The 26638-nt window shown below is 45.9% G+C and carries 17 protein-coding genes and 1 tRNA gene; 6 read left to right on the forward strand and 12 right to left on the reverse strand.

Annotation, left to right across the window (positions count from 1 at the left end; genetic code table 11):
- Positions 1-2: 2 nt before the first annotated feature.
- The 3 genes from ptsP to L21SP3_RS04170 form a co-directional block, all read right to left on the reverse strand.
- Positions 3-2276: a phosphoenolpyruvate--protein phosphotransferase gene (gene ptsP / locus L21SP3_RS04160; RefSeq protein ID WP_077539491.1), complete on the reverse strand. Its 2274-nt coding sequence runs from the start codon at positions 2274-2276 to the stop codon at positions 3-5.
- Positions 2277-2431: 155 nt separating this feature from the next.
- Positions 2432-5527: a glycoside hydrolase family 2 gene (locus L21SP3_RS04165; protein WP_077539492.1), complete on the reverse strand. Its 3096-nt coding sequence runs from the start codon at positions 5525-5527 to the stop codon at positions 2432-2434.
- A 130-nt stretch (positions 5528-5657) separates the two neighbouring features.
- A complete protein-coding gene (locus L21SP3_RS04170; protein WP_077539493.1) occupies positions 5658-8819 on the reverse strand; it encodes a glycoside hydrolase family 2 in 3162 nt (1053 codons plus the stop codon).
- A gap of 255 nt (positions 8820-9074) precedes the next feature.
- Here L21SP3_RS04170 and L21SP3_RS04175 point away from each other — a divergent pair, with 255 nt between their 5' ends.
- Genes L21SP3_RS04175 through L21SP3_RS04185 form a run of 3 tightly spaced genes read left to right on the forward strand, consistent with a single transcriptional unit; the run spans position 9075 to position 12890 of the window.
- Complete coding sequence (locus L21SP3_RS04175) at positions 9075-10673, forward strand: S8 family serine peptidase (RefSeq protein WP_077539494.1); 1599 nt, start codon at positions 9075-9077, stop codon at positions 10671-10673.
- 18 nt (positions 10674-10691) lie between these two features.
- Positions 10692-12107, forward strand: coding sequence for a signal peptidase I (gene lepB / locus L21SP3_RS04180; RefSeq protein ID WP_077539495.1), 1416 nt, complete (start codon positions 10692-10694; stop codon positions 12105-12107).
- A gap of 21 nt (positions 12108-12128) precedes the next feature.
- Positions 12129-12890, forward strand: coding sequence for an inositol monophosphatase family protein (locus L21SP3_RS04185; RefSeq protein WP_077539496.1), 762 nt, complete (start codon positions 12129-12131; stop codon positions 12888-12890).
- A 110-nt stretch (positions 12891-13000) separates the two neighbouring features.
- On the opposite strand, the gene L21SP3_RS04190 is transcribed toward L21SP3_RS04185, so the two are convergent.
- The 9 genes from L21SP3_RS04190 to L21SP3_RS04230 form a co-directional block, all read right to left on the reverse strand.
- A complete protein-coding gene (locus L21SP3_RS04190) occupies positions 13001-13540 on the reverse strand; it encodes a PEP-CTERM sorting domain-containing protein (protein ID WP_077539497.1) in 540 nt (179 codons plus the stop codon).
- A 146-nt stretch (positions 13541-13686) separates the two neighbouring features.
- Positions 13687-14901: a CCA tRNA nucleotidyltransferase gene (locus L21SP3_RS04195; RefSeq protein ID WP_077539498.1), complete on the reverse strand. Its 1215-nt coding sequence runs from the start codon at positions 14899-14901 to the stop codon at positions 13687-13689.
- Position 14902: 1 nt separating this feature from the next.
- Positions 14903-15502, reverse strand: coding sequence for a 16S rRNA (guanine(966)-N(2))-methyltransferase RsmD (rsmD, locus tag L21SP3_RS04200; RefSeq protein WP_077539499.1), 600 nt, complete (start codon positions 15500-15502; stop codon positions 14903-14905).
- A gap of 39 nt (positions 15503-15541) precedes the next feature.
- A complete protein-coding gene (argF, locus tag L21SP3_RS04205) occupies positions 15542-16459 on the reverse strand; it encodes an ornithine carbamoyltransferase (protein ID WP_077539500.1) in 918 nt (305 codons plus the stop codon).
- Positions 16460-16514: 55 nt separating this feature from the next.
- The gene (locus tag L21SP3_RS04210) at positions 16515-17717 is read right to left on the reverse strand and encodes an aspartate aminotransferase family protein (protein WP_077539501.1); all 1203 of its coding nucleotides are present in this window, start codon (positions 17715-17717) and stop codon (positions 16515-16517) included.
- A 9-nt stretch (positions 17718-17726) separates the two neighbouring features.
- Complete coding sequence (gene argB / locus L21SP3_RS04215) at positions 17727-18599, reverse strand: acetylglutamate kinase (protein WP_077541824.1); 873 nt, start codon at positions 18597-18599, stop codon at positions 17727-17729.
- Between the two features lie 77 nt (positions 18600-18676).
- A tRNA-Thr gene (locus L21SP3_RS04220) sits at positions 18677-18748 on the reverse strand.
- A gap of 139 nt (positions 18749-18887) precedes the next feature.
- Positions 18888-20615: a peptide-binding protein gene (locus L21SP3_RS04225; protein WP_077539502.1), complete on the reverse strand. Its 1728-nt coding sequence runs from the start codon at positions 20613-20615 to the stop codon at positions 18888-18890.
- A gap of 37 nt (positions 20616-20652) precedes the next feature.
- Positions 20653-21699 (reverse strand): hypothetical protein, encoded by a 1047-nt coding sequence (locus L21SP3_RS04230; RefSeq protein ID WP_123785129.1) that lies wholly within the window; start codon positions 21697-21699, stop codon positions 20653-20655.
- Positions 21700-21962: 263 nt separating this feature from the next.
- On the opposite strand from L21SP3_RS04230, the gene rpsO reads away from it, so the two are divergent.
- The 3 genes from rpsO to L21SP3_RS04245 all read left to right on the forward strand — a co-directional run bounded on the left by rpsO (position 21963) and on the right by L21SP3_RS04245 (position 26560).
- Positions 21963-22229: a 30S ribosomal protein S15 gene (rpsO, locus tag L21SP3_RS04235; protein ID WP_077539504.1), complete on the forward strand. Its 267-nt coding sequence runs from the start codon at positions 21963-21965 to the stop codon at positions 22227-22229.
- A 137-nt stretch (positions 22230-22366) separates the two neighbouring features.
- Complete coding sequence (locus L21SP3_RS04240; protein ID WP_077539505.1) at positions 22367-24475, forward strand: polyribonucleotide nucleotidyltransferase; 2109 nt, start codon at positions 22367-22369, stop codon at positions 24473-24475.
- Between the two features lie 273 nt (positions 24476-24748).
- A complete protein-coding gene (locus L21SP3_RS04245) occupies positions 24749-26560 on the forward strand; it encodes a WD40 repeat domain-containing protein (protein WP_077539506.1) in 1812 nt (603 codons plus the stop codon).
- The last annotated feature ends 78 nt before the right edge of the window (positions 26561-26638 follow it).

The raw sequence follows: 26638 nt of genomic DNA on the forward strand, positions 1-26638 counted from the left end.
AATTATATTCCTTTCTCAAGCATTTTTTCTATTTCGCTTGCCCTTGATTTGCTCAAAACTTCTTCTGCAAAACTTCTGCATTTTTCGCTGTCGAGCTGTACTATCCGGCGTTTGAGCTGTGGCAGCGAGGCCGGCGTAACGCTCATATCGGTAAGCCCGATACCCACAAGAAACGCAGTTAGGCTTGGGTCTGCGGCCATCATACCGCAAATGCTCACAGGCTTATCCGCCCTGCGGCAGGCATCAATAATCCGCTTCAAAGCCCTCAGAACTGATGGATGATGCGGGATGTAGAAATTTTCAACCATCTCGTTTGTCCTGTCCACTCCAAGCATAAACTGCACAAAATCATTTGTGCCGATGGAGAAGAAATCCGCCTCTTGAGCAAATTCATCAATCTGCTCAACAACGCTGGGAAGCTCAACCATAATCCCAACTTTCGGATTTGTATTATGCACAAGCCCCTCTTGCTCCAATTTCTGCCGGCATTCATTTACAATACTGCGGGACATATCAAACTCATCCAGAGAGCTTATCATCGGGAACATAATCCCAACATCAGCATTCGCCCCTGCACGAAGGATAGCCCTGATCTGCTGAATAAATATATCCTTTTCTCTGAGAGAAAATCTTATGCTTCTAAGCCCTATAGCAGGATTTTTCTCCGCTGCGTCGTGGTAGTAGGAGAGCATCTTATCGCCTCCGACATCCAGCGTTCTGAAGGTTACCCGCCTGCCCTTCATCTGATCAACGAGCTTTTTGTAAACTACAAACTGTTCCTGCTCTGTGGGAAAACTGCTGCGGACTATAAACGGGAATTCAGTTCTGTAAAGGCCTACCCCTTCGCAGTTCATCTTTGCCGCAAGCTTAACGTCACTGAGCAGGTTTATATTTGCATAGAGGCTGATCCTCTTGCCGTCGAGGGTTTCCGTTCCGCGTGCGAGGTCTATTTTGCCCTCTTCTACAGCCTTTCTCGTTGAGATGCTCTTATCAAATTCGTCAAGGATTTCTTTCTCGGGATTTATGTACAGATTCCCAGCATCAGCATCAAGCAGGATATCCGTCCCGTCCGGCAGCTCAGTAAGCTCGGAACGATTTGCGATTACCACAGGCATACCCAGCGAGTTTGCAAGGATGGAAAGATGGCTTGTTACCCCTCCGCTAACCAGAACCACGCCGGCTGCATTCTCTCCGCTCAAACGCAGAAGATCAGAGGGGAAAAGATCCCTCGCTATAACGATCCGCCCGCTGAGATTGCTCTCATACTCCGAATCACTGAGCATATTGTCAATGATTCGAAGGGCTATATCCTCCACATCATTTGCCTTTTCACGAATGAAGATGTTTTCTGAACCGGAAAAAATATCGATATAGCTTTTTGATACCTCTATAACTGCATCTGGCGCATTTTTGCCATCCTCATTGATAAGCTTTTCTACTTTTTTTATAAAGGTCTTGTCCTTCAGGATTAAAAGATGCGAGGAAAAAATCAGAGAGGCCGCATCATCAAGCCTGTCCTCAACCTTTTTCTGAAGCGTTTCGAGCTGCTGACTCGTTGCTTCAATAGCCTGACGGAAAGCATCAGCAGTTAAATGGTTTGGATAGTCTTTATTTTTGAGGCTCTTAAAGCTTCTTTTCTTGTCGATAAGCTTAGATTTTGATCTGGCAAACCCCTTCGATGCAGATTTGCCCTTTATGAAATGCTGCTTACCCGAATCTTCAAGCCTCGGGGAGGTCTCTACAGAATTCAGATTGCTGCCTGAACCGCTGTCCATTGCCATGAGAAAACGGGCATTTTCGATCATATTGCCAATCTGCGATGCAACAGCAGTGCAGGCAATCTGATCTGCCTCATCAAATATGCAGTCGGGCTTTCTCTGGAGCGTTAAAACACCAATCCGCTCTATGCCCCTAAGCACGGGAACTGCGAGAAAGCACTCGAAAAGCTCTTCGTTTATCCCCTCAAATGAGCGGAAATCGGGATGCTCTGAGGCCTTTGATACGTTGATAAGCTCCTTGAGCTTAAGAGCCTTTCCAGCAATCCCTTCGCCCAGTGAGAGTTTTACTGAGTTTATCGAGCTCTCCTTGAGCCCTACTGTTGCTTTGAGAGTAAGAACCTTTTCCGCATCATCGTAGAGGTAAATTGAGCATACGTCAGTCTGAAGGTGCTTCTGTACGAGACTGACAATCCTCTGAAGGAAATTCTGCACACTCACGCTGTCCCTGAACAGGTGGTTTAATTCGCCTATATCGCACAGAAGCTTTTTGTGATGCATTGAAATACCCTGCCTTAAGCAGCAGAAGCTGCCAAGATAAAAAATGATTAAATAATATTTATACGAAAAGCCCCGAGATTATACTCCCAGAGGCTTTTTGGTGCAATAGTAATCCTGTTTTCGGTGCCGTTGAAAAGCTTTGGAAATCAGTCCAATTATTGGCACGGCTGAATTACGAATCCGTAGCTGGCTTTCTGCGGCTTGAGTCGATATTTCTCAAGCGGCAGCACGCTCCCGCAGCTCTGATTGCCCACAGGGGCATTTGCATAATCGACATTTACAAAACACTGCCCCTGCTTCTTGAGGTCATAGAGATGGCTTGCAGAGGTTAAATTATCGTCCGAGAAATGCGAAACTGTTACGTTAAGCCCCTGCATTCCTGAAACCTTGAACCCATCGCCTGCATCGTTTTTCAGTGTAAACCATCTCACAAGAGACTTATTCCCGAATTCCTGCGGACGGGGATAGGGTACAAACTGCCCTGAAACGCTTCCTTCATATATCCCGAGCTTCTGGCCTTCTAAGCGGTCTCGGTAGCTGTGCATAGGGCCTTTGCCGTACCACTGGAAATTCTCAAAGCCGTTGGGTGCAATCATTCGGCTGCCAATGCGGGGCAGGTTATCCGGCATTTTCCCGAACGGCTCCATCTGCATATCCACCTGAACGCTTCCGCAAGGGTAAACGGTATATTCCTCTTTTGTTTCCCAGCCGATCGGCTCAGCCTTTTGCAGGTCTTCACTGTACATAGCCTTCACTGTAACCACAGCTTTTTTATCCGAGGGCACATAATCCACATCAAGCACGGTTCTTTCGAACTTATCGAGACCTGCGTTTCTCCACTGCTTGGCAAATTGTTTTTTATCATTATCTGTAGGAGCTCGCCAGAAGTGCCCTTTCGGGCCTGTCTGAATCACTTCAGTGCCGTCGTAGCTCAGGCTGCTCAAAACTCCCTCTGAAATATCAAAGCTTGCAGTAAAACCCTCGCCTGAAATATCAAACTGCTTATCGAGACTGCTGCAGTCGAGTCTGCCCTGCTTTGCAAAGCTGGCCTTAAAATCAGACCGCTGAACAACAAACTGCCCGAAGGCTATCTCGAAGCCCTTATCTGCCCAATTCTCATCCTTTGTCAATCGGGCTGAGAGCTCTAAAACATACTCACTGCCCTGCTTGAAGCTGGAGGAATCAAAGCCTGCCTTAAACGGCTTTGTTTTGGAGTTCGGCTCTGCTTCAACCCCTTCAAGCCGGCCGGACTGAACCTCTCTGCCGTCTTCAAGTATGCGCCACGAGAAATCGAGCTCGCTTAAGTTTGTAAAGTCGTATCTGTTTTCTATTCTTATCAGATTGTCTTTGAGGTTCACGCCTTCAAATATAACTGGCTGAAAGGCCTTCTTCACCTCCATAAGCTTTCCTGTTACGGTAAGGTCTGGAAGAACAACGCCGTTTATACAGAAATTGCCGGAATTGGGCTTATCTCCGAAATCACCTCCGTATGCCCAGTATTCCCTGCCGTCTTTCTCACGGGCGATCCCTTGGTCTATCCAGTCCCAGATGCAGCCTCCGATGAGGCGTTTGTGCTTCTCGAACATCTCGGTGTATTCGGTAAGATTGCCCATCGAATTGCCCATTGCGTGGGCGAATTCGTTGAGCAGGAACGGGCGTGAATCGCCATTTAGAGCGATTTTTCTCAGCTCCTCGAGGGAGCGGTATCTCGGGCCGCCCAAAGTGTCGAACGCATTCTGCTCAGCCTCAATATGGTAATGTGTTGGGCGAGTTGGATCAAGCCTTCGTGCGAGCTTGTCCATCTCAACGAGATTTCTGTTTGTCCCGGCTTCATTACCGTGTGACCAGAATATAACACTGGGGTGGTTTCTGTCGCGATATATCAGGCTGCGGATTCTATCCAGATGAGCCTCCTCCCAGCTTGGGTCGAGTGCGAGCTTGTTGTTGTGGAAGCCGTATTCATGGCTCTCGAGATTCGCCTCATCCACTACATACAGCCCGTATTCATCACAAAGCTCGCAGAGCTCTTCATTTGCGGGGTAATGTGCGGTTCGAACAACGTTGATGTTGTTTCGTTTCATAAGGAGGATTTCTTTTTTGAGCTGCTCATAAGAAACGCTTTTCCCGCCGGTTTCGCTGTGTTCAACCCTGTTGACGCCCTTGAATATTACAGGCTCGCCGTTGACGAAAACCTGCTGGTCTTTGATTTCGACCTCCCTGAAGCCAAACTTAAACCCGACAAACTCCTCATCCTGCTCGGAGTTTAAGGAAGCTGTAAAATTGTAGAGGCTGGGTGTTTCGGCAGTCCACTTCTTCGGAGCCTCCACGCGGATATATGTTTTCACCTCGCTGCTGCGTCCGGGCTCTATAGCAGGAACTGAAATCTTAGCCTCTGCTGCTGAATCGCCTTTTTCGCCTGTGATCTGAGCTTTAATCTCTGCGGGCTTTGATGCTTTCCCGCTGCTGTTGTGCACTTTGAAAGACGCCGTGACTACCGCATCTTTGTAAAGCTTATCCAGATCGGTTACAACGTGCATGTCGGTTATGCAGAGCTCATTCTGAGCAATCAGATATACCTTGCGAAATATCCCGCTCATACGCCAGCCGTCCTGATCTTCCAGATAAGACCCGTCTGACCAGCGGAAAACCTGCGCTGCGAGAGTGTTTTCTCCTGAATGAACGTAATCGGTAATATCAAATTCTGCAGGCGTCCAGCTTCCCTGACTGTAACCAACCTTTTCGCCGTTTACCCAGAGATAAAATGCCGAATTAACCCCGCCGAAATGCACAACAATTCTTTTGCTGCTCCAATCTGCTGGGAGGTTGAAAGTTCTGCGGTACGAACCTGCGGTGTTTGTATTATCGTATCTTGGCTCAATAAAGGGCGGCTTTTTTTCAAAGGGATAGCGAACATTAGTGTATATCGGTTTGCCGAAGCCCTGCATCTGCCAGCAGGAGGGAACTTCTATCTCATCCCAGCCTTCAACACTGAAATCGGGCTTGAAGAAACCTTTAGGGCTCGATTCAGGGCTTTCAGAGAGCTTAAACTTCCAAATCCCGTTCAGCGAGATATACCTTTCGGATTCCTCTTCCTCAAGCCCCAGTGCTTCCTGCATACTTGTAAACGGAACAATGCCCGCTCTCGGGGCAAGCTTGTTTATCGCGATTACTTCCTGATTTTCCCAGTCGTTCTGGGCGAAACAAAGGGAAGATAAAAAAAGAGCAGTGAATAAAGCTGTCTTAAAACGCATAATTACCTCTAATCTTTCAATATTAAAATCCTTGCTTTTTAAGATAATGTTGAAGCAAAGGTAATTTTGCCCTGAAAAATATATTTAGCAAGAATTTTCCTCATTCATTCCCGCGAAGATTTAAAGCTGCTTAATTTCTTTGCGTAACTTTACGGATCGACTTTTTGTCTGAAACAAAAGGCCTCAAGCGAATCGTGTATTTATAGGGTTTGGCCTTCAAACGATATTTCTCATGAGGACGAGACCGCTTAGACCAGCTGTTATCCCCGCCCACACCCATCTGTTTATAATCTAAATTCACGGTATAAAAATCAGTTTGCTCAGGCAGGGCTGCCGTATGATCTGCGTTCGCGAGCTGCTGCTGGGTATATGGCCATGCACTGAAATTCATCAGATTTTCTGCAATTGCCATAAATCCGAGGCCATTGTCGTTATAAAATGCCGCCCACCTTACATCAGTACGGTTTCCGTTTTCCTGCGGACGGACGTAATCAAAGGGGAGCTCGCTGGTTTTCATCTCATACAATGCCACTGCTGCGCCGGATTTGCGATCCTGATAAGTTTCATGAGGCCCGCGGCCGTACCACTGAACGTTTGAAAACTCATCGGGAATCTGCATCTGCATACCTAATCTCATCATTGGAGGCTTATCTGGGTCTGGGTTAATTTCATTCGTGATAAGCACATCCCCATTTCCATAAAAAGTGTATTCAGTAGAATATGAAGCACGTCCTACAGTGAGCTCAGATTCCACGTTAATTACCGCAATCGAATCACTGCTCTGTTTGGCCTTAACGCTCTTTACCGTGCGTTTTGAGGCAGCATTCTTCCAATCGCTGAGCCAATGCCCCAGGCCGTTGCCTCGGGAATCATCATTATCTGTCATAGCCCGCCAGAAGTTCGGCGATAAGGGATTTTTAATAAACTCTCTGCCTTTATACTTCATACTGGACAGCTCGCCGGTACTCTTGGAAACGGCGGCTGAAAAGTCTTTGCCGCTAACTAAAAATCTGCCGTCTTTTTCTTCCAGATTCAATGCGGCTGTATTTGAATAATCTGTTTTTTCTGCGGCTTTGCTGAATGGCAGTTCAAACTGCTGCCAAGCTAATACGTGGCCTTTTGGAGCCCATTTTGTTCCATCTGAGAGCTTAAACTGAATGGTCAGAATGTATTCAACCCCTGGTTTAGGCTTAATCTTCCCAAAAGGAACGGTAACCTGCTCGGATGTTTGCGGGGCTATAGCGGGCAGACTGAGCGGTTCCTCTTTAATCACTATACCATTTTCAAGCAGCTGCCATTGACAATTAAGAAAACTGAGATTTTTGAAGAAATACTTATTAGTAATTTCTAATAGTCCCTTCTTCAGGTCAATCGCTGATACGGAAATCTCCTGATAGCCCTTCTTAACCTCGGGCAGTTCCGGACTTGGCGCCCTGTCCGGCATCACAATACCGTTAATGCAGAATGTGCCGGCGTGATTAGGCTCTCCGAAGTCTCCGCCATAAGCCCAATACTCCTCGCCGTCTTCAGTGGTTTTGACAAGGCCCTGGTCAACCCAGTCCCAGATAAATCCGCCCTGAAGAACATCATATTTTTCAATTGTTTCCCAGTAGTCCTTAAAATTGCCGAGGCTGTTTCCCATAGCATGTGAATATTCACACATAATCAGCGGGCGGTCAGGATCTCCCTTAGCATATTTAGTTAGAGTATTAATTCTCGGATACATTGGCGCAGCAATATCTGTTACCGGATGCTGCCATTTGGCATACCCGGGCAGATAATGCAAGGGGCGGGTCTTGTCGAGCTTGCGAAGCTTGTCAGCTGCTGCTGAGAAATTCTGCCCTATTCCGGCTTCATTACCGAGAGACCACATTACAATAGACGGATGATTCTTATCGCGGTGCGCCATAGACATAACGCGGTCAACATGAGCATCTTTCCAAAGGGGCTTGTCTGCTAATGTTTCCTCAGGATCGAATCCAACGCCATGAGACTCAATACAAGCCTCGTCTATAACATACAAACCGTACTCATCACACAGCCTGTAAAACTCTGGGGATTGTGGGTAATGAGAAGTGCGCACTGCATTAACATTATTCTGCTTCATCAACTCTATATCCTCAACCATCCGGCTGTAAGGGACAGTTTTACCCTGATACGGGTCGTGGGCATGCAGATTTACACCTTTGATATAGACAGGCTTGCCATTGACCAGAAACCGCTTGTTTTTCACTTCTACCGAGCGGAAACCAAAATTATGACTCAACATCTCAACCACTTCTCCCTGACCGTCTAAAAGCGTAAGCACAATGGTGTAAAGATTAGGCGTTTCGGCTGTCCATTTTTCAGGATTCTCAACAAAGCCATGAATATCTATTGTCTGCCCGCCCGATTTTTCAAGACCCTTAACTGATGCTTTAAGATTCGGGTCTATAGAAACGTTCTGACCGTGAGCGTCAATCAGATCAACTTTGACAGTATAAGGCGAGGAAATGCTTTTGCCGTAATTGACCAAATCCATATTAACTTTAAGTTCGGCGTTACGGTAATCATTGTCGAGTTCGGCGGTTACAAAAAAATCGCGAATATGCACTTTCGGCATTGCTGAAAGATACACATCTCTGAAAATACCGCTCATACGCCACTGGTCTGCATCTTCAATATAGCTTGCATCAGACCAGCGATATACCTCTGCTGCAATCGTGTTTTCCCCAGATTTAAGCAGATCGGTTATGTTAAATTCTGCCGGGGTCATACTGCCCTGACTGAAACCTACTTTTTCACCATTCACCCAAAGATAAAATGCACTTGAAACCCCATTAAAAGTTACAAACACCTCTCGGCCAGCCCAGTTTTGCGGGATATCGAAACTGCGCCGGTATGAACCAACCGGGTTTTCGTTATGATTTACATAGGGCGGATTAACTTCAAACGGCCAGTCATATACGAATCTATTAAGGTAAGCGGGGAAACCATAGCCCTGCATTTCCCAGTTGCCGGGAACATTTATCAAACTCCACTTGCTGTCGTCAAAATCGGTTTTGTAAAACATCTCAGGGCGGTCGGCCGGCCGCGGAACCCAATTAAATTTCCAGTCGCCATTCAGGGTATGATAAAATTTAGACTTCTCCAGCTCGCCTTTGAGCGCAAGAGTCCTGTTAGAATAAGGCATCAGCGTTGCATGCGGGCGTTCTTTATTTATATCGAAAACTTTTGGGTTTTCCCAGTCGTTCTTGGCGAAAGAAAGGGATGAAAAAAGCAGAGCAGTGAATAAAGCTGTCTTAAAACGCATAATTACCTCTAATCTTTCAATATTAAAATCTTTGCTTTCTAAGATAATGTTGAAGCAAAGGTAATTTTGCCCTGAAAAATATTTTTAGCAAGAATTATCCTCATACATTCCCGCGAAGATTTTTAAGGGGATTAACGAACAGCTGCCTGTCAGGTGATGGAAGAAATAAAAGTGGCAGGTCTTTTTTATAGTTTGACATATCCCTGCGGCAGGATAAAATTAAGCTTTATGAATCTTTAATTGAATTCGGCATAAATGCTCAGAATATTCTGTTATACAATTTTAACCGCTGCAGTCTCCGCAGCGGCATTAGGAAATATTGAGCCTCGTTCATACAGACTGATGGGCTTTGAGACAGCCCTCTCGGCTGAGAATGTAAGGATGCTCCTTGTTGGCAGGTGCGCAGATATAAGCAGCGGGCAGTCAAAGGACGATTTTATCCCTAATACCACGCTTGATATATTCAGCGAATCAAACTTAAGCTGGTCTGACAAAATAGAGCCTACCGGCTTTTCAGAGCATATGAATTCAATATGCTCATTGGTCGCCGGCGGGGGCAGCTTCTTAGAAAACGGGGAGTTCATAGAATACAACGCCCCGCTGAGCAGCACATCAATTTTCATACAAAAATACTGGGATTTTCTCGCGGAGAATGTGGTAGAGCAGAGAATGAAAAACCCGCCGGAGGTTCTTAGCATAAGCTTTGGAACTACAGTGGAGAACTGGTGGACCAAGGGAGCTGAAAGACTTCTGCAAAAATACGATATTGCGGGATTTGCAAGCATCGGCAACGGGGAAAAAATGGGCAGCAACTGCCTGTATCCAGCCGCATCACAAAATTTCATCGGCGTGGGCACTGCGTCTGCGAAAAATTTCCCCAACTTTGATTCGAATCTGCTGGGCAAGGCAGAAAACTGCTCCTACAGCAGTGATGAGCGGATAGTTAAGCCGGATTTCGTTGCCCCGGGCAATTTCCTTGTTTCCGATCTGGAAGGCGAATTTGTTAATACTGGCAGTTATTCGAGCTTTGCCGCACCAGCGGCAGCCTCAGCAGCGTGCATTCTGCTCAGCGAGATGGATGATTTTGAATACGAAGGGCTAAATGGCAATAAAAGCAGCCTCGTGCGTGCATTGCTTACGGATACTGCCATAAAGGGAGCTTACTGGCATAAAGGCAAATGGGAAACAGCCGATGACAGCACCGCTGTCTTCGACTGGCAGCAGGGAGCCGGGATGATAGATCTCTCTGGAAGTCAGTCAAGGCTCAGTGCAGGATTAAACCGTCCTGGAAAGGTGTCCTCAGCTGGATGGGATGCCGGAAAAATCTCTGGCAGAAGGGAAAAGCTCTACACATTTAAGCCCGAAAGAGAAAACGGGTATATCTCAGGGAGCCTTTGCTGGAAGAGGTTTTTCAATAAAGACTTCCCATTTGATCCTAACGAGACTCGCAACGTTAACCTGAAGCTTGAGCTGTGGGGAATAAAACACGACGGGGAAAAGGTTTTGGCAGCACACAGCGACAGCAAACATTCAAACGTGGAGCATATTTTCCACCCCGTAAGCGGAAATTACAAATCCTATCAGTTTGCCGTAGTTTTCAGCGACGAGGAATCAGTTAAATCTGCGGATAAGAAGGTGAAATTCGCCTTTAGCTGGGGGGAACGGAAAGTGCCTGCAAACTGGAAGGGCTGGCTGGATGTCAATTCAGACGGTCTGCTTGATTTCAGCGATGTGGAGCTGATGCTCTCGGCCTTAAGCAGCGAGGAAGGCGGGCTCGATCTCAACAACGACGGCAGCGGGAATCTAATAGATATTATGCCCGCTATGGCAGAGATAATGAAGAAATATGAATAGTTCTGCGGAGCAGTAATCTTGAAGAAAACCCCCTTAGCAGCATTTGCAGGTGCGATAGAATGGATAGTAGTGGCCTTGGTATTTGCCCTTATTTTCCGAGGGTTCGTGGTGGAGGCGTTCAAAATTCCTACCGGCAGTATGGCCCCAACCCTCCGCGGCGACCACTTCCACCTTACCTGCCATCAATGCGGAAAGCAGTTTGATGTTGGCTTTCAGGCCGGCAGAAACAGAAATCCCAATATAGCAAAATTCACTAAATGCCCTGTATGCGGCTATCTGCAGCGAGTTGGAGCCCCAAAAACAGGCGGCGACAGAATCCTTGTTCTCAAAAGCATTTATCAGTTCCGTGAGCCTGAAAGATGGGATGTGTTTGTGTTCAAAAATCCCACCGAACCGAATATCAACTACATCAAACGGCTTGTCGGACTGCCCGGGGAAACTATACACATCTACGACGGCGATCTTTTTATTGACGGGGAAATAGCGCGAAAGCCGGAAAAGATTCTCGAAGAGATGTGGATGCCGGTTTACAGCAACGACTATCTGCCTTCAAGGCCTCAGGAACCGAGATTCAGCAAAGACGGGGATACTTGGGAAAGACCATTCACAGAAGAAGGTGGAAGCTGGGGTTATTCTCAGGAAGGAAGGGAAATATCCTGCTCCAGTAAAGGTATATCTCAGCTCAAATATGATTCTCAAACAGGCAACGGTTTCGGTGCATATTACGCTTACAATGCATCACCGGCATACCCGGGAGAAATATGCAGCGACTTAAAAATGGAATATCAGGTTCTCTTGAACGATGACACAGTCAAAATTGGAGCGAGCATAAATAAGTATGGTCGAGTTTACAGGGGTCTGGCAGATTTTGAGAAGAACAAGATGTTCCTGATTAAGAGCTATAACGGCAAGGAGCAGGTTCTTGCAAGCAAAGATATTCCTGAGCTCAAAGCCAAAAAATCTTTGCCGCTGAGCTTTAACAATGCAGACTACCGCCTTAGTTTCAGTTTAGGCGAATGCAGCCTGGAATATGTACTGGGCAGCAAAATAGGAGATATAGGCAAGCCCGGAGACAGCAGAAAGCCGCAAATATCTCTGCTTTGCTCTGGCCAGGCAGAATTCAGGCATATAAGTATTTGGCGGGATATGCATTACATCACCTACGGGGTAAAACGCGGGGATGAACCCTTCGAGCTTGGAGAGGATGAATTCTTCGCTTGCGGAGACAACAGCCCGAGCAGCGCTGATTCAAGGCTGTGGGATATTGAAGGCATAGGCAACAACGGAGACAAATTCCCTGTGGGCGTTGTGCCGAGGGAGTATGTTTCAGGCCGGGCATTTATGGTTTACTGGCCCGGGAGCCTGAAGTTTAAGCCGGACGGTAAAATGCCGATACCTAACGTAGGCCAGATGCGGCTTATCTACGGCGGGTAATCAGGGAGGAGAAAAGAGAAATTGCAGGATTTTCTGGAAGATTTATGCTTTGGAGCGGGAAGGATTACCCTCAAAGCAAGACAAAGCCTCTCAGGCCTCAAAATAAACGCCAAAAGAGACAAGGACTACGTTACTGAAACTGATGTGGCAGTTGAGGAGTATATCACCAGAAGAATAGCCTCAGAGTTTCCCGAACACAGCATACTCGGTGAGGAAAAAGGGCTTACAAAAGGCTCAGCCGAACGCTGGATAATCGATCCGATAGACGGAACAAACAGCTTTATGCACGGTCTGCCTTTCTACTGCATATCAGTTGCATTTGAACGGGAAGGAAAAGTTCAGCTCGGCGGTGTTTATGCGCCTGTTCTGGATGAATTTTTTATCGGGATAAAAGCCTGCGGGGCATTTCTCAACGATAAGAAGATTTCCGTTTCCTCTACAAAAGATATTGGGATGTCTATGGCGGTAACGGGATTTGCCTGCCTTAGAGAAGGGAAAACCGATTACGGACTTAAGCTCTTCAACAATGTTGTCCCGAATGTGCGGGATATAAGAAGGCACGGCTCAGCCGCAATGGACACCTGCTATCTTGCAGCAGGCAGATTCGATTTTTACTGGGAAAACTTTCTGAACATCTACGATCTTGCAGCAGCAAAGCTTATACTGGAAGAGGCTGGGGGGATGCTGACAGATTTTTCAGGAACTGAAGTAAAACTTTATTCAGAAGCTGCGGCTTCCAACAGTTATCTTCACAGCAAAATCCTTGAACTTTTGAATAAATAAATTGCATCGTACTGAAAGCAGGCAGTTCCTGATGTTTATTCATGCGCATTAAAAAGGCCTGCCTATATTGAAAGCAGGCCTTCTCTGGTCTTATAAGCAAACCAAAAGCCTTATTTTTTTCTCCGGATAAGACCTAATGCTCCAAAACCCAGCAAGCCCATAGTGGCCGGTTCCGGAACTACTGTGATCTCTGTGGGATTTGAGGTATCGAGAGCCTCATCATACTGGGTATTTGTGCCTGTATAAAGCGTGGCATCCTGTCCAATAGCACCGTAAAGGTACTTATCATCAGGTGAATGGCCGTCGCTGCCGAAATCAAAATCTGAATCGTCAACGAAAGACATTGTCTCAATATCGTAGTTGATGGTGAACCAATCGTACTGCTTTGCGCCTGCAGTAACCTGTTCAAATGTTCCTAAATGCACATCTGAAGGGTTATAGAAGCTTACTGTCATACTCTCAAGAGCTGAGTAGTCGGCAGTAGTTATGCTGGAAGCACTGTCGTCATAGATCATAGTGCCAAGCATATAAAATTCATCATCACCTTCCCACGAAAGGTCAACCTCAATCTGAGCTGCTAAAGATTGCCCTGATAAAACAGCCAACGTAAATGCAATTATCACTGCAAATCTCAAAACACTTTTGTTCATTTGAAAACTCCCTCGAGATCAAACCTAAAATTTGCTCAGGGCAACGTACCCTGAACATCTAATTATCAATTTAATTATAAAACCCACAATTTCGATTACAAGCTTTTTTTTGAATTTTTAACTTAATTTTGAACTTTTTCTAAAAACTAACTTTTTACAAGTTTTTCTGCCAGACTCAGAGCCTGCAAACGCGTGTTTACCTCTAAATCAAGCTGGGCATGATACACTTTTTCAAGAATACCGCCTACCTCCGGGCCAGGGCTAAGCCCAAAATCAAGGAGATCCTTCCCGTTAATCAGCGGTGCTGGTAAAATTTCTTTGCCTTCAAACTCATCCTGCCTTTCTTTTATGATTTTCAGATTATCATTTAAGTCCCCGCTGAAGGACTGAAATGCCCTTTTTAATTCAAAAAGAAACTCAAATCTTTCATCTGCAATCAGCTTTCGAAATTTATGCAAAGCCATATCAGGAAAATCCAGCAAATAAAAATTATCTCTGCACCACTCAATAAGCTGAATGCTTTTGCTGCTGAGCTTGAGCTTTCGGGCAAACTGGGCTGCTTTCTGCCAATCTTCCATGAAAAGCATCAAAATACCCATTTCGAGGCTTACGGGACGGGCATAAAATTTTAGCAGGCATACCCCCCTGCTATCCTCAGTGAAATTATGCTGTAATATGCCGGACGAAAGGCCTGTTTGGATAAGAAGCTTAATACCGACAGCTGGTCTGGGGCTTAAGAATATCTTCTCCAGCTCCACAGCAATCCGTTCACTGCTTATTCTGCTAATTTTTTCAGAGAATTCGGAAACCGCTTTTAAAGTTTGCGGCTCTATTTCAAATCCCAGCTCCGCGGAAAATCGCACTGCACGAAGCATCCTAAGATAATCCTCCTCAAAACGCTCCTGAGGATTTCCGATAGTTCGTATAATCCCCTTTTCGATATCTTCCCTTCCGCCTACATAATCAAAAACTTCCTCTTCAACCGGATCAAAGAACAGGCCGTTGATTGTGAAATCTCTTCGTTTTGCATCTTCCTCAGGGTCAGTAAAAATGATAGAATCGGGTCTTCGCCCGTCTGTATAGCCCCATTCGCTTCTGAAAGCGGCCACCTCTATCTGATGTTCTTTAATCATCACCAGAACAACGCCGAACTGAGCCCCCACAGAAACGGTTCTTCTGAAAAGTCTCTCCACCTCATCCGGACGGGCATCAGAAGCGATATCGTAGTCTTTCGGCTCCCTGCCTATAAGCATATCACGAACGCAGCCCCCTGCATAAAAGGCAGTAAAGCCGTTGTCTCTGAGCGTTTTCAAAACCTTAAACGCTGCTTTACGGGCGGTAATGTTTTTACCTTCACCCAACTTACTCGGTCTCCTGAGAATCGCCGCTCTTAAGTTGGAAGAAGGTTTCTGTCATATTGCCCCAGCTGCGCCGCTGACTTACTTCAAGCAGGCCGTATTGATCTTCCATTACTGACCTTTTATGCGTACGAACCAGGATTAACCCGTCTTGGGCTATTTGGCCTGCTAGGATAATCATAAGCTTGCCGATTCTCGAGTTTTGTGAGATGTCTTTTGTGGTTGGGTAAGGCGGATCGACAAAGATCAAGTCAAACTTCTCTTCTGCCGAAAGCACCGGTGCGCCGCTGCGGAAGGCATCTGCACTTACTACTTCGCATCGGTCTTGGAAACGTGCTTTCTCGATATTCTGCTCAAGGATCTCAACCACCTGCTTATCCTGCTCAACAAAGGTAACAAAATCAGCCCCTCTGCTGAGAGCTTCAAGGCCGAGGGACCCGGTGCCGCAAAATAAATCTGCCACTTTACAGCCTCCCGGCATAGAGCAGGAATTAACAAGTATGCTGAAAACCGCTTCTTTTACTCTGTCTGTAATTGGACGCGTACTCATAGATTTGGGGCTCAGCAGCTTCATGCCGCGTCTTTCGCCCGCGATTATTCTCATAATTAGCCCCGGCTTGTAATAAAAATTAACAACGATGTTTTATAAGGCAAGCAAGTATTTAATCAGCGCCCGCTGGAAATGCAGGCGGTTTTCTGCCTGCTGGAATATTACAGACTGCTGGGATTCCATCACCTCGTCTGTTATCTCACAGCCCCTGTATGCAGGGAGGCAGTGCATTACGCGGCAGTCTTTGGGGGCCTTTTCCAGAAGAGCAGAATTAACCTGATAGTTCTTAAATTTTTCTATCCTCTGCTGTTTTTCGCTTTCCTGCCCCATACTCACCCAAGTATCGGTGTATATCACGTTTGCCCCTTCAACAGCCTTGAAAGGATCGCTGCACTGTGATACAGAATCAGCGCCTATATTGTTGGCCTGCTGAACAGATTCCTCATCAAGCATATGCTCAGGCGGCGCAGCAATCACAAGCTCCATCCCCAGCTTTGCGCAAGCATTGGCAAGAGAGCGGGCAACATTGTTCCCGTCTCCGATATAGGCAAATTTAACCCCGCCGAGATTGCCAAACACCTCAAGTGCTGTAAGCACATCTGCCATCGCCTGACATGGATGTGAGAAGTCTGTTAAGGCATTTATCACCGGCACATCCCCCCATTCGGCAAGGCCTGTAACGGTGCTGTGGGCGTATGTTCTTGCCATTATGCAGTCAACATAGCCGGTGAGAACTCTTGCAAAATCCTTCACAGGCTCACGCTTTCCTATCCCGCCTGCATCTTCTTCTGTTTTAACGTAAACAGCCTGACCTCCCAGATCGATCATTGCTGTTTGAAAGCTCATTCTCGTTCTAAGGCTCGGCTTTTCAAAAAGCATAGCGAGAATTTTTCCTTCAAGGCAGAGGTCTCTGCCGCCGGATTTGTAGAGTTTTTTCAGATCAATCCCAAGCTCAAGCAGCTCTTGGAGCTGTCCCGGAGAACAATCCTTAATTGACAAAAAGTGGTCCATAATCAATTTTCCGTATAAAGCATTTTAGAAATTGCCGTTAATGGCAGACTAAAAACTAATCAGCATCCTCAGAATCTTTAATGAACTCACCAAGCCCCTGTTCGAAAATTTTCAGCGCTTCATGAATATTTTCTTTTGAGGCAGTCATTGAGGGCATAAACCGAATCACATTTCCCTGAGTGCAGTTTATCCTTAGCCCCTTCTCAAGGCAAATATTCACAAGCTCACTGCACTGGGCTGAAAACTGAATGCCGATCATAAGCCCTTTGCCGCGTACTGCCTGAATTACTGAGTATCTTTCGGCCATATCTTCGAGCTTTTCTGCTGCATATTCGCCCATTTTTTTTGCGTTTTCCAGCAGTCCTTCCTCCTCAATCGCCTCGAAAACGGCAATCGATGCTGCGCAAGCGAGGGAATTTCCGCCGAATGTTGAGGCGTGAGTCCCGGGTACAAGAGATGCAGCGACCTCGCTGCGTGCTGCAATTGCGCCTATAGCAACGCCTCCGCCGAGGGCTTTGGCCAGCGTTATCACATCAGGCTCAATGCCGTAATGCTGATAGCCGAACCATTGGCCTGTGCGACCCATACCCGTTTGAACCTCATCGAGAATCATAACTGCTCCATGAGCGGTGCAGAGCTCACGGATTTTGAGCATATATTCTTCTGTGGCGGGGTTGATGCCGCCTTCACCCTGTATCGGCTCGACGAGAATTGCCGCTGTTTCATCGTCGAATGTTTCTTCGAGCGCTTGTATATCATTAAACGGCACATACTTGAAGCCCGGGAGAAGCGGGAGAAAGCCCTTGTGGTGTTTTGGCTGGCCTGTCGCTGAAACCGCTGCGAAGGTCCTGCCGTGGAAGCTGTTTAGAGTTGTGATAACCTTGTATTTATCCTTGCTCGTTGCAAGGCGGGCAAGCTTGAGGGCAGCCTCGTTTGCCTCCGCTCCGCTGTTGCAGAAGAAGCACTTCCCGCCAAAGCTCTTTTTGCTTATAAGCTCGGCAAGACGCCCCTGCTGTTCTGTGTAGAAGGTGTTGTCTATATGCAGCAGCTGCTCGGCCTGCGATTTGATTGCGCTGGTAACCTTCGGGTGGCAGTGTCCTATCCCGCTGACTGCCCAGCCGGGGAACATATCGAGGATTTTATTGCCTTCAGAATCGTAGAGCCAGTTGCCCTCGCCCTTCACAATAACCTTGCGAACGCGGCCGTAATTTGCTATCACGTATTTATCGAATAATTCTAAAACTTCCTGAGTATCCATAATAATTCCTTACTTGATAATCTGTGTGCCGATTCCTTCTTCCGTGTAAATCTCCAGAAGCAGTGAATGCTGAAGGCGGCCGTCAATTATATGGGCCTTGCCCACTCCGCCGTCTATGGCCTTAAGGCACGAATCTATCTTCGGCAGCATACCGCCAGCTATTACTCCCTTATCGATAAGACTCTTAATTTCATCTTCGCTTATCGAAGAAATCCTCGATTCAGGATCATTGATATCTTGACGAATTCCGTGGGTGTCGCTGAGCAGTACGAATTTTTCCGCTCCTACCGCTGCTGCTACCACCCCTGCAACGCTGTCTGCGTTTATATTTAGCTTCTGGCCTGCTATATCAATACCCAGCGGAGCGAGCACGGGTATCGTACCTGCGCGGCAGAGCTTTTCGAGGAGCCTGCTGTTCACTCCTTCCACCTCGCCTACGTAGCCGAGGTCCAGCTTGCGTCCGTCTTCCTTGAGCTCCAGAGGCTTTCCTGTAACAGCGCAGCTGCTCATTGAATGCAGCCCCATTGAATCACAGCCCATCTCGGCGAGTATATCGCAAAGAGGTTTGTTCACCTCATTTATGAGCGTATGCTCTACAATTTTCAAAGTGATACGGTCTGTATAACGCCTGCCGTGAACCCATTCTGGCTCAATTCCTGAGGTTTCCATTGCCCGCAAGATGTGTTTTCCGCCTCCGTGCACGAGAAGAGGCATTATCCCCACGGTATGCATAAATACAACATCTCTGAGAAGTTCACGCTGAAGGACTTCATCGTCCAGGATGCTTCCGCCAAGCTTTATAACGACAATCCTGCCTTTGAACTGGCGAATGTATTCCATTGCTTCAATTAAGGCTTTGGCTTTGTTTATAGCATTTTGCATAAAAGTTCCCCAAATTAAGCCTCTTGCCGGCAAGCCTGAAATCGCCGGCGCATAATTAATTATTCATAAATGAAAAAAGCCAGCGGTGGGATTTGAACCCACGACCGCTGGTTTACAAAACCAGTGCTCTACCACTGAGCTACGCTGGCATTCCGGCTTTTTTCTTGAGAGAAGTGGAATTCTATAATTTCACAATATCTTTTCAAGAAGATTTTTGAGAAAAATCACACGCTGCAAGATTCGCAAGTTGTAATTGCTCAATTTGTTGAATTCGACAAGGCAGTTAGCTCAGTATTTCTGGAGCTCGCTGGGTATATACCACTCTTTGATGTTCACCCCGAGCTTATGAATCTTCACGCCTTTAATTCGATTGTTCATAAACGCAATTGAAGGCCTTACGAACATAAATGTGTATGGTTGGTCTTCGTTGATGATTTTGTGGAAGCGGTGATACAGGCGGTTTCGTTTTTCATCATCGAGTGTTCTTCTGGCCTCTTCAAGGATTTCATCGACAGTCTCGTTTTTATAGCCGATGTAATTCGAACCGCCCTTTGCGATCTGGCTTGAATGCCAGATCTGGTAAGGGTCTGTTTCCACATCGCCCTGCCAGGCGAGGGTTGTTGCCTCGAAATCCTTGTTATGCAGCCTGTCGAGGAAAACCGACCATTCGAATGGATCAACCTCCATAATGATACCCGCCTGAGAAAACTGGTCTTTAAGCACTTTTGCAGTCTGTTCAGTAATCGGCGAGCCGCTGACAATCATAAGCTTAAACTTAAATTCTCGTCCGTTTTTATCTCTGATACCGTTGCCGTTTGTATCTTTCCAGCCTGCCTCACTGAGCAGTTCTCGTGCCTTGTCGGGATTGAATTCGAGAGGCTCAACATTCGGGTTGCACTGTGGACTTCCCGGGCTGAAAGGCCCGCTTACAATGCCTACAAGACCTTCCCAGATATGGTCTTTAATCTTCTCTCTGTCTATCAGATGTGTTAATGCATTTCTTACTTTGCTGTCTTGGAAAAGCTCGCATTCAAAGTTCCATGAAACGTATGTGTAGCTGTTGTCTGGAATGAGATATTTATATATGTTGAATTTTTTCTTGAACTGCTCGTCATCCTTATAGCTTGTGTACTGCTCTGGAAGAGGAGCCATAACATCAATCTGACCGGATTTCAATGCAGTTAGGGCAGCCATATCATTGCTTATAAATTTATATATAAGCTTTTCGAAATTAACGCCTTCTCCCCAGTAGTTTTCATTTTTCTCGAGTACAATCTTATCCCCGACATCCCACTGACCGAAAACAAACGGGCCGCTGCCGACAGGGTCTGAAATATTCGAGTTGAAATCCTGAGCATCTTCATACTCGTAGATATGCTTTGGCACAATCGGCGTTTCACCTATCATACCGAATGCGAGGAAGTAAGGACGTTTCATATGGAAAACAACTGTTCTCTCATTAACAATCTCGCAGCTTTTGAAATCAACGAAGTAATTCCTTATATTTGCAGCGTCGATTTCAACGTCCATTATTGTTTCGTAAGTAAATTTCACATCCTCGGCTGTAACCGGCTCGCCGTCTGAGAACCAGATATCCTCCTTCAGACGGAATTCTATCTTCAGCCCGTCTTCCGATATATCCCAGCTCTCTGCGAGAAGGGGCTGATATTCAAGGCTGTCGCGGTTACGCCTGACAAGGGTTTCAAATACAAAGCAGTTTTTCGAGCCAACAATAGTATCTGCATAGGCGTCTTTTGAGGTAATGGGGTTTAGAGTGGGAGGTTCAGAACTTAATCTCCATATAAGCCAGCCGCCGTCTTTTGCAGAAGCCTGAGCCGAATCGGTATCAGAAGCCGGGCGATATACCCTGCTGTTTTTTCCCGAGACCTTCTTTTCAAGCTGATTAACCCTCTCAAAGAGCCTGTCGGACTGTTTCATCTCAAGCCCCTGGAGGAATACAAGAATAAGCAGAATCAATACTACAAAGAACTTAAAGACGCTGGACTTTCCCGTCATTTGAGAGCCTTCCCGTGATTATGTCAGTTTACCCGGTTCAGATGCCTAAGCTTTTTGGAGCCTGCCCGGAGGGGTAAGTGAAGCCGAGCTGCTGAGGCAGAAGTCCTTCAGTGTCGGCGCCTCCGAAAACCTTGGTGTAGCTTTCCTGAAGAGCCTGATAATCCTGCTTTCCTATTGCGGATGTTATAGAGGAATCGTTTATCCCTAAATCAGGCAGGATATTTTTTTCAATCTCACTTATAAGAGCGGCCAGCTGCGCCTTGCTCTTTGCCTCAAGCATATTGTCGGGGCTTAGTGCAATGGAATATTTTTCAACTATGTAAGCAAAAGTTTGGGCGAAAGGTTCTTTCAGGCTGTCGCTGCCTGTCTGAATCCTTGAGGCGGCAGCTTTGAACAGCTCAGCATCGCAATACTCATTCCTCGCCTCGCCCTTTGAATAAATTTCCATCCTGTTATTCATAAGGCTCTCAAGCATTTGGTCTGCAGCATCATTATTGAGCTCAACGCAGAGCTTGGAGAGAATTCTTCCTACAAGAGCGGTATCTTCCTGATTAGCCATCTCTCTGAGATCTGCTAAAAGCTCTTCAGCGCCTTGTCCGCCCTGCTTTATAGTGCTGATATTATTCGGGGTTAGACAGATTTTTACCGCCCAGTATCTTGAAGAAGGCTGAGAAGACTTTGAAAGAGAGCGGGCGAACTGGAAAAACTCAGAACTGTCAAGCTGGGAAGCCATCCTCGCCATCATAACCTGAAAACCCGCTGCGAAAGTCTTGTCTTCCCAAGTGTCAACTACATTCATTACTGAAGCAATATTTTCCTTGAGAGTTTGGGCAAACTGACTCTTATACTGCTGCTGGTCTTCTTTGGGCTTTCTTAGAGTAAGCTGGTCCATAGCCTTTACTGCCCCTGAGAGGTCGTCAGCATTGAGCATTTCATCAAACTGCTGGTCTATAAAAGCCGCAAGGGTTTGAGCATCTTCTTCACTTAGAGAAGATTTAGCTCGAATGTCATCAATCTGTTTTGTTGTTACAGCAAATGAACAGCCTGCAGCAAGCAGGATAATAATAAGTTTTCTAAACATCATATACCTCATTAAAATATTCTGGCAATCGGGTATCATATTATCAATTTTTGTCGCTCTTTGTGAAGATATTTTATTTAATTCTTTGCTTACATCCAGAAAAAACCTTCGCTCTTCGGGAGAATATAGCGTATTTTTGTTGCATTAGAAGGAATAAAAATTATAATTTCCACACAGATTAGCAAGCTTTGAAGGCTTAGCCCGGCACGGGCCTGCGTAACGCTCGGCCGGGGCGTATGTTTTTAAAGTAACAAGAAAGGTTTCAAATGATAAACAAGGAAAAGAAAAGTCAAATTATCTCTGACTACCAGACAGACCAGAAAGACACTGGGTCTCCCGAGGTTCAGGTTGCGATTCTCACAGCGAGAATCAATGAGCTCACCGAACACCTGAAAACCCACAAAAAAGACCACGCTTCAAGGCGCGGCCTGCTGAAAATGGTGGGTACAAGGGCATCTCTTTTGAAGTATATTGCTAATAAAGATGTTGAAAGGTACAGATCGCTTATAAAGAGGCTCGGACTGAGAAAATAATGTCTGACTTGTATAAAAATTAAGATGTATTAAGGCGCGGGCAGGATTATATTATGCTGCAAGCGCCTTTTCTGTTTGTAAATTTTTAAGTGCGGGATGTGTCCTGCAGATTTGAATGTAAATTAAGGAATTAGTAAATGTTTGAAATTCACAAAGTTGAAAAAGAAATCGCCGGCAAGAAACTCTCTATCGAAACAGGTTTGCTTGCCAATCAGGCCGACGGTGCTGTTACAGTAACTTACGGAGAGACTGTAGTTTTTGCATCAGCATGCAGTACGGACGCAAAAGAAGATGCTGATTATTTCCCTCTGATGGTTGACTACAGGGAACGTCAGGTAGCTGCGGGTAAGTTCCCGGGCGGGTTTATGAAAAGAGAAGGACGCCCTTCAAGCAGAGAAATGCTGATTGCACGCTGCGTTGACCGTCCAATCCGTCCGCTCTTTCCGGAAGGCTACTTCGATGAAGTGCAGATTATGGTAAACGTACTCAGCGCAGATCAGGAAAACGACCCTGACGTTCTTGCTATAATCGCCGCCTCTGCTGCGCTTACAATAAGCACTATACCGTTCCAAGGGCCTCTCGGAGCCTGCAAAGTAGGTATGCTGGAGGGCAAACTGACAGCCTTCCCCACAGTTTCACAGATGCAGAATTCCGATCTAGACCTTATGCTCGGCGGAAGAGAAAACAACCTTAATATGATAGAGGTTGAAGCCGATGAGATAAGCGAAGAGAAGATGGCTGAGGCAGTGAAATTCGGCCAGAGCATTAACGGCGAGATCTGCAGAATGATTAATGAGCTGCAGAAAAAATGCGGTAAAGAAAAGATTTGCAGCCTCAGGGAAGAAAATGCTGATGTTGAAGCCAAAATCCGCGAATACGCAGCGGACAAGATAGCTGAAGCGAAAAAGATTGAGGGCAAACAGGACAGACAGGAAGCTCTCGATAAGATTCAGGAAGAGCTAAACGCCCAGCTTTGTGAAGGCGAGGAGCCTGTGAGCACAGAGATGGAGGTGAACAGTCTGCTCGATAAGCTCGAAAAAGAAGTTACAAGAAAAATGATTCTCGATGGCGCTAGGCCGGACGGAAGAGATTACGATACAATCAGAGATTTGGACTGCCGTGTCGGGGTTATTCCGAGAGTGCACGGTTCTTCACTGTTTACAAGAGGCGAAACTCAGGCACTGATTTCTGTAATTCTCGGCACAGGCAAAGATGAACAGATCGTTGACGGTGTGCACGAGGAATTCGGACAGAGATTTATGCTCCATTACAACTTCCCGCCTTATTCTGTAGGCGAGGTTCGTTTCATAAGAGGGCCCGGAAGGCGTGAAATAGGCCACGGAGCTCTTGCAGAGAAGTCTCTGCGTGCTGTTATCCCGTCTGAGGATCAATTTCCTTACACCATCAAAGTTGTATCGGATATTACCGGTTCAAACGGCTCAAGCTCAATGGCGAGCATCTGCGGGGGCTCTCTGGCACTGATGGATTCAGGTGTGCCGATTAAAAAGCCAGTGGCAGGAATTTCCGTAGGTATGGTAAGCGATGAGGATAAATATCAGCTTATTACAGACATCCTCGGCGAAGAAGACCATTTCGGCGATATGGACTTCAAAGTAGCAGGTACTACTGAAGGTATCACAGGAATCCAGCTTGATCTCAAAAAGCATGAGCTTCCTCACGAGATACTTGTAGAAACACTGGAAAGAGCAAGAAAAGCAAGGCTCAAAATTTTAGAATCGATGCGAGCAACAATCTCTGAGGCAAGGCCTGAGCTGAGCAAGTATGCACCGAAGCTCACTTCTATTCAGGTTGACCCTGAGGTTATAGGAAAGATAATCGGCCCGGGCGGAGCTACAATCAAGGCTATTCAGGAAAGAACAAACACTAACGTTGAAATAGATGACAGCGGAAAAGTTACAATCAGCACCACTGAAGGCGACGGGCAGATAGAAGCAGAAAGGCTTATAAAGGCTATTACAGAGAAGCCCAAGATAGGCTCTATTTTCAAGGATGCTGTCGTTGTATCTATAAAAGAATTCGGCGTGTTTGTGGAGATTGCTCCGGGCGTTGAAGGGCTGTGCCATATCAGCGAACTGAGCGACGGTTTCGTCAAGAATGCCAAAGATATATGCAAAATCGGCGATATTATGCCGGTGAAGCTCACCGAGATAGACAGGCAGGGAAGACTGAAATTCTCAAGAAAACAGGCCGTCGCCGAGGTTGAAGGCGAGAGCAAAGAAGAATAAGATGAGCAGCTGAGAAACTTCTCATAAGAAAATCGAAGGGCGGAATATTCCGCCCTTTTTAGTTTTAAATCCTAAAATTATAAACTTAACAAATCTGCTTACCATTCTCCGCCAAATACCCTTAGTCTTTATACAGGTAAATACACTGTTTATTTTAAAATTTAATCGCTATTTACCCCTAAAAAGAAAAATGAATTGAAACCCTTAAAACAAGAAGCTAATATAGCTATATAAGTTGTTTACTATTTGCTTAAATTTTTAAGGGGAAACATTATGAAAACGTTAAAGGTTTCTGTCTGGCTTACGCTGACTGCAGCATCTTTAAGCTGGGCATCAATTCAAATTAATCATCAATGTACAATTACCTCCACCTTCCCAATCCATCATGCAAAGATATCCGCAGCTGGCAATATAGCGGTTTTGGGCAGCGAATATAGCAGAAATATCAGAATATACGATGCATATACAGGGCAGCTTAACGGGCAATACACCCTGCCTGAAGATTGCGAAACCGAATCTTTAGCCTTATCTGCTAATGGCCAGATTATAGCTGCAGGTGTGCAGGGAAGCGATGATATTTACATCCTAAACAGTTCTGGAGGTTTGATAAACAGCTTTTCAGCAGCTACTCTCAGCAGCCAAGGCTGGAAAGTTAGCATTACCAATGACGGTTCAACTATCTACGCAGGGGTACATAACCAATTTATTAAATTGCGTGTGAGCGATGGTACAATTCTTGAAAACAAGACCATCGAAACAGACGTCTGGTCGATTTGGGAAGTTTCGTTAAGCGAAACAGCCGGCAAGGTTCTTCTGCGAACTAACAGCGATATTATCATAACTGACACCTCTGGCAATGTGCTTTCAAATTATGATATTGTCGAAGGCAATAATATGACAAGCGGCGATCTTTCACCTGAAGGAGATATGTTTGCAGTTCAATACAACGACCCGGACGGTGAATACAGAAATGAGCTATACACAATAAACGGAACTGAGAAATGGAGCGAAGCTAACACCTACTACTGCAGACGTATATCGCTTGATTCTAACGGCTATACATATTTTACCGACGCTGATGGTTATCCATGTTTTTATTCTGAATATGGCGGCAGAGCAGCTCAGTACGGCGATATTCATTACGGGAACATTGTAGATTCTATTCCCAGCGGGATGAAAGTTATTACTGCTTCTTCAAATTCAACCACAGCAAAGGTTTACAACATTTACGATATATGGACATCCTACGATGACCTGCCGCGGCCTGAATTTAGGATAACAGACTACTACCCGGACGGGCGAGTGAATATTGAGCTGCTGAACTCAGAAGCCTACCCCGATCAGATGTTTGAAGAGGCTCCGGAGCTGGCGCCGTGCGGACTTAATTACAACTCAAGCAGATCTTGGGTGCTGTTTTACAATCAGGATGACCTTCTAATCTACGGAAGCTGTGCAATCGATTCAGCAGAAGATTTCAGAGACTTGAAATACCCAATTAACAGAGAAGACCATGAAGGGGTTTATATGCAGATTTGGGACAGAAAAGCTGATATGTACTATAATTCAAGGCTCCAGTATTTAGATGACATTCGCCCTGCTGCAGATGTGAACGGAGATTATCTCGTTGATCTCGGGGATGTTGCTTTGATGGCCAAAGACTGGCTGCGGGAGGTTCTTTCCTATGTTAATGTAAACTGGTGGGACATAGACGAAAGAGCAAGTGGGCTTTCATCGGATTCAATAGATGCCTCAGACGGAAATCGGTTTGGTATTGATTCGTTTTTCATCTACGAGACCAACGAAGGCAGATACGGAAAATTTATCATTGATGATTACGATGAATCTGATAATCACGCTATAACAATCTCTTGGAAGACCTACGATTACGACGGCAGCTTATACTCAGAGGGCTCAGGTCTTACGATAGTAGGAACCTACAGCGCAGATTTGGATGAGGGAGTTTTATCCCCTTACGGCAGCGGGAATCGTGATTTTTCTTGGACAATGTCCAGCTCAGAAACAAGATTTCTCACCCCTAAAAACGGAGCATCTTTTAAGATCATATACAGAGCGGATGCGGATTAAGCTCCAAGATTTTCAGCCGAAATTCGAACGGGCGGATTATTCCGCCCTTTTTTTAATTTACGAAACCTAAGATTACCA

The sequence above is a fragment of the Sedimentisphaera cyanobacteriorum genome (genome assembly GCF_001997385.1).
In the GTDB taxonomy this organism is placed as follows: Bacteria; Planctomycetota; Phycisphaerae; order Sedimentisphaerales; family Sedimentisphaeraceae; genus Sedimentisphaera; species Sedimentisphaera cyanobacteriorum.